Below are 5,739 nucleotides of genomic sequence, written 5' to 3' on the forward strand. Positions count from 1 at the left end.
TAGTCATTCCACGCATTGCGTGGAACGAGAAAAACTCTATAAACTCTCATCACTGGTATTGTTCAAAACTTTTTTATGAGATTATATTACTGATATTGCTTGTTTTTTATGTAATTAAATTAATCAGGAATCAAGCGATACCGAGTTCCACCGAGATGAATAAATAATGGCCAATTGCCACGCTTTTACAAGATAGCATCAGGTGCATACTCAACTCAGACCAGATGCACCGATTACAACAACAGGCAAAGCATACATACATTCTAAATAAGAAATTTAAGTTTATCTTGCAGCTTTAATGATTTTTTTTGTTAGAATTGAGGTGATTGGATTGCACGATACAAAAATAGGGAAAATGCCATGCCAGAAACGATACCACCAGATAGCGTTGGCATCATCACGCCAAAAACACACCATTTTGCTGAACCTCTCGAACTTAAATGTCAGCGTACTCTACCTCATTATGACATTATTTATGAAACTTACGGTGAGCTAAATGCAGATTGCACCAATGCCATTTTAATCTGCCACGCACTCAGTGGCGACCATCATGCTGCAGGCTATCATAGCGAAGATGATGACAAACCCGGTTGGTGGGATAACCACATTGGGCCGGGGAAACCAATTGATACCAGTCGCTTTTTTGTTGTTTCATTAAATAATTTAGGAGGATGCAAGGGTTCAACTGGGCCTGTCTCCAATAATCCTGTAACAAACAAGCCTTATGGGCCTGATTTTCCATTAATTACAGTTGAAGACTGGGTTAATAGCCAAGCTCGGTTAGCTGATGTTTTAGGAATTAAACAATGGGCTGCGGTTATCGGCGGCAGTTTAGGCGGAATGCAAGCATTGCAATGGGCCATTGATTATCCTGATCGACTACGCTATTGCGTTGTGATTGCCGCTGCGCCAAAATTGTCAGCACAAAATATTGCATTTAATGAAATTGCCCGTACAGCCATTATCACAGACCCTGATTTTCATGAAGGTCATTACTATGAGCATAATACTGTTCCCAAACAAGGTTTAATCTTGGCGCGGATGCTCGGCCATGTTACTTATCTTTCTGATGATTCGATGAAAAGCAAGTTTGGGCGTGAATTGCGTAAAGGTGAACTTAAATTTGGCTTTGATGTCGAATTCCAAGTCGAAAGTTATTTGCGTTACCAAGGTGAAGCCTTCGTCAATCACTTTGATGCGAACACTTACTTATTAATGACCAAAGCATTAGATTATTTTGATCCTTCCAGTCGTCACGATGGAAAATTAATTGATGCTTTGTCTTTAGTTAAGGCGAAATTCTTAGTCATGTCTTTTACTAGCGATTGGCGATTTTCACCCGAACGCTCAGAAGAAATTGTCAAAGCACTCATTGATAACAGAAAGTCCGTTAACTATGTCAAAGTCAAAGCAAATCATGGCCATGACGCATTCCTAATGCCGATTCCACACTATAACAAAGTGTTCAATGCTTATATACAACGGATTGAAATATAAGGAATATTACCATGATTAAATTACGCAGTGATTTGGCTTTAATTAGCGAATGGGTTCAACCAAGGTCGCATATTTTGGATTTGGGTTGTGGTGATGGGATATTGCTTAAACACTTACGTGATACACGTGAAGTTACAGGTTATGGCTTAGAAATTAATGAAGTTCATATCGAAAATTGTGTGGCTGATGGCATCAATGTGATTCATTTCGACTTGGATGATTTGAATAAAGGTCTATGTGATTTTTTACACAGCAGTTTTGATTACGTCGTCATGACACAAGCTTTGCAAACTATTCGTCGTCCTGATTTATTGTTATTAGAAATGTTACGTGTAGGAGGTCAAGGCATTGTAACATTTCCTAATTTTGGACATTGGACATGTCGAGTTTCATTAGGTTTGAGAGGCGTTATGCCCATTTCACCTGCATTGCCTGATGAATGGTATGATACAGAAAATATTCATTTATGTACCATTCGTGATTTTGAAAAATTATGTAATGATTTAGGTATTGAAATCACTCGCCGAGCCGTTGTTGACCCCGATCATCGAACGCGCTTATTAATGAATATTGCGCCCAATTTGTTTGGTGAGATTGCGATTTATCAAATCCAAAAAGGTTGATCGTTCTGGATAGTTAATATAGCTGACGTGGAATTAAGCTGGCCGTTTTTGAAAAAAGCTTGTTTTTATATTTAAACTTTTGATCGAGAATAATTTCTTATTTAACAATGAATGATTCGATTCCATATCAGCTGTAATATACAATCTACTAGCGTTTAATATTCGCGCCAGTGTTGGGAGTATTTTCATTCAAGCCATCGTTTTTTTGTTTTACTGCATCAATAGGGATAAGATGTTCTTTATAAAAACAGTTACTATGATGACTCTAAAAGAAATGCAATCTGTATTCACTATCAGTTAATCAAAAAATCAAATTGACTTGTCTATTTTTTCCGCTAAAGTTTTGATATTTTCTGAGCAACATTACAAGCACCTAATGCAATCACAGCCACATTTAATCAGTATTAGTCTAATTTATATCATGCTGCTCTGGCCATTGCAAAGTGCAGGTATTGATACAACGCCTTCGGCTGCACTGGATAATACACCGCCGCAGATTATGGAAGGTGAGCAGCTAAAAATCACCTTGCAAGAAGATAATAGCGATGAGGCAACAGGCCAACCAACTGCTTATGCTTTTGTTCTCACTGCGTCTGATGCTGAATACGATAAACTCACATGGGCATTAGCGGCTAAAGCTCGACATGGCTCAATCAGTATGACAGGCAGTAATAATGTTCAGACAATTAACTATACTCCTAGCCGACATTATCATGGCACTGACAGCTTTAAAGTCCTAGTATCTGATGTATTTAAAAGTACTGATATTATAGATATTTCTATATTAATCCATCCTGTTAATGATGAGCCTACTTCGCTTGGAACTAAAAATATTGAAGTACCTTATGGCTCGCCCATTCAGGCCTATAGATTAGATAAATACTTTTATGATGTGGACAATGAACGCCATGAAATGACTTATGACGTTGCTGAAAATACACATCCCAATATTGTGCATCCACAGATTAGAAAGAACTTTATAGAATTGACCTATAAACAAAGTGGATACAGCCAAATTGCGATCAAAGCTACTGATCCTGAGGGTTTATATACCAGCACTATGTTTTATATTACGGTTATGCCTGTTGAATCTGAGATTAAATTATTACGCTCCTTTCCTCCTTTAAGTCAAATCTCTCAGCCTGTTGTACTATTTTTCCAAGTAACTAGCCCATCTGGAGTGAATCCCACAGGTTTAGTGACTGTGAGCAATGGTGTGCAAAGTTGCCACTATAAGCTGAAACCAGAAAATAGAGGCAAGGGCTTATGTCGAATCACATTATCTGAATACCAAGACTATATTTTTCATGCAGAATATGCAGGTGATAATAATTTTAGTCCTAGCTCAACTCAACAAGACTTCATTCATAAAGTTCAGCCTAAAGTACTAATTTATCATACAAAACCGCGCAAAGAATATGAATTATCTGAAGATGGAATGGGGGATAGTTACGCTATTTCTTTATCTCAAATACCCACAGCAGCCGTTGAGTTAAGCATTACGCCAGATCAACAATTGAGTATTAATGGTGCGGAGGTGGGGCAAGCCGTCAGCTTTATTTTAGAAGATACACAGCCTGTCAATATCTTCCTTGTACCAACAGATGATGAAATGGTCGAAGGTTGGCATCAAGGAACGGTACAGCATCAGACCCAAAGCAAAGATAGAGATTATCATAATTTAACCTCTGTCCTAAGATTTCCAATACAAGATAATGATGCGGGTATTGTGATTAAACAAACCAATGGCGGAAACCAGCTCATAGAGGAAGAAACAACGGATAGCTATGCTATTTACTTAAGCACTGTGCCGCAAAAGCCTGTTAACATCAAAATCCTGCCTTATGATAATCAAGTCATGGTTTATCCAAATAATTTATTATTTGATACTGAAACTTGGTATCAGGCTCAAAATATACAAATTTCGGCGATTCCAGACAATGAGCTTGAGGGTGAGCACAGTGCAACGCTTTCTCATTTAGTCCGCACTCAAGACATGATTTATGCCAATGAACACCTAGCGTTTAGTGTTGATGGGAAAAATACCAATACAATTGACATCACGATTATAGATAATGATGCAGAACAGCCGCCACTTGCTCCTGATAAGCTGGTTGCAAAAGTATTGGTAGATAATCAAGTGTTACTCAAATGGCAAGATAATAGTGATAATGAAGAACATTTTGTTTTAAAGCGTGATGGGGTTAAATTAGCAGAACTTGCTGAAAATGCACGTGCTTATCAAGATATTGAAGTCCGCTGTAATACCATGTATGCCTATGAGTTATTTAGTGTGAATAAAAAAGGTCGTTCTTTAGAATCGACTAAAAGTTCAGTACAAACTGTCCTATGTTCCGAGCTGAAAGCACCAGATGATTTAGTATCATTTCCTCTTGGTAACCAATATATTAACTTGATTTGGATTGATACCAATAATAGTGAAGATGGCTATATTATTGAGCGTGATGGACAGTTGATAGGAAAAACCACAGCCCATACTGTTGGTTATCGTGATAGCAATTTTACTTGCAGTATGACTTATAATTATACTGTTAAAGCCTATCGTCTCAATGGTAAAGAGTCTCCTCCAGCCCATACCACAATAAGTACTCAGCCTTGTAAAGGTAAATTCACCCTCACGCTCAAAATAGATGGGCATGGCTCAGTTAATGGTTGTACTACAGAGTGTGTGCAGGTTTATCCTGAGAAACAGAGTTTAGATTTCCAAATTAGAGCCTCAAACAACTGGAAATTTGACCACTGGGAAGGGCATTGTGACGTAGCGGAACAACTGGTCATGAATTCAGATAAAATCTGTACTGCTTACTTTATGTCATTATCAGAACTAGAATAATTATATCTCAGTTCCGTGACAGCACTATTTGAAGAGGCTTCTATAGTTTCCAATTTCTCTTATGATATAAGAATACTGGTAGCCCTGTCCAAGATAGTGCTTTAATCTTATTTATTATTGAATAGTGGTTAAAGAATATTTTTGAATACTTTTGTTGTAATGATGAAAAAAGCTCCAAATAGCACCAAGTATGGTTTTCAAGAGATTTAGAGAAGGAAAGTGTTCGAACAAGGTGACCAACCCTATGCCTAAGAGTACAGTTAAATCTCTGAATTGAATAATGTTCTATTCTTAATACAAACTCAATCGGAAAATTGCAACAAAGCATTTTAGAAAATTTAGATAAATATCAGATAATTAACACACTACTCACCATTAGAAAACCAAAAAATTACTGGAAACTAAGTGAAGTCTGAATATGAGATTGAAGTATATAAAAATCAACTCTTACTTGAGATTACCCATTTTTACAAAAACCAACCAGAAGATAGCCAATTACATATCCAAGCATTGATTCGAGTTTTGAAGAAATTAAGTTAAAGCAGCTTCTGAATCAAGTTTTCAGTGCAAAGTTGTTATGGGCTATCAATCGTTTTTCTAACCTTTTCAAATTGATTGATTTGTCAGTTGTTCAGCTTAATGACAAACTAAGCCTAATAAACGCCAATAAATACTTAAAATACTTATGATGAAAATCATTTGATAACATTTCTATAATAATAAAAAAATATAATAAGTCCACCAAGGACTGAGAGAGATTAATAA

General features: G+C 36.8%; 4 protein-coding genes. All 4 read left to right on the forward strand.

Annotation, left to right across the window (positions count from 1 at the left end; translation table 11 throughout):
* The first annotated feature begins 360 nt into the window (after positions 1-360).
* The gene (gene metX, locus ABXH34_RS17285) at positions 361-1,497 is read left to right on the forward strand and encodes a homoserine O-succinyltransferase MetX (protein WP_353573132.1); all 1,137 of its coding nucleotides are present in this window, start codon (positions 361-363) and stop codon (positions 1,495-1,497) included.
* A gap of 11 nt (positions 1,498-1,508) precedes the next feature.
* Positions 1,509-2,120: a methionine biosynthesis protein MetW gene (gene metW, locus ABXH34_RS17290; protein WP_353573133.1), complete on the forward strand. Its 612-nt coding sequence runs from the start codon at positions 1,509-1,511 to the stop codon at positions 2,118-2,120.
* 376 nt (positions 2,121-2,496) lie between these two features.
* Positions 2,497-4,974 carry an Ig-like domain-containing protein gene (locus ABXH34_RS17295; RefSeq protein WP_353573134.1) on the forward strand — a complete coding sequence of 826 codons (2,478 nt, stop codon included), beginning with the start codon at positions 2,497-2,499 and terminating at the stop codon, positions 4,972-4,974.
* Between the two features lie 405 nt (positions 4,975-5,379).
* Positions 5,380-5,514, forward strand: coding sequence for a hypothetical protein (locus tag ABXH34_RS17300; RefSeq protein WP_353573135.1), 135 nt, complete (start codon positions 5,380-5,382; stop codon positions 5,512-5,514).
* Positions 5,515-5,739: the final 225 nt, after the last annotated feature.

The sequence above is a fragment of the Candidatus Albibeggiatoa sp. nov. BB20 genome, assembly GCA_016744725.1.
In the GTDB taxonomy this organism is placed as follows: Bacteria; Pseudomonadota; Gammaproteobacteria; order Beggiatoales; family Beggiatoaceae; genus Albibeggiatoa.

What these genes read in the sequence shown, in the direction of transcription:
- metX (WP_353573132.1), top strand. Translation starts at nt 361, where the DNA reads ATGCCAGAAACGATACCACCAGATAGCGTTGGCATCATCACGCCAAAA.
- metW (WP_353573133.1), top strand. Translation starts at nt 1,509, where the DNA reads ATGATTAAATTACGCAGTGATTTGGCTTTAATTAGCGAATGGGTTCAA.
- ABXH34_RS17295 (WP_353573134.1), top strand. Translation starts at nt 2,497, where the DNA reads ATGCAATCACAGCCACATTTAATCAGTATTAGTCTAATTTATATCATG.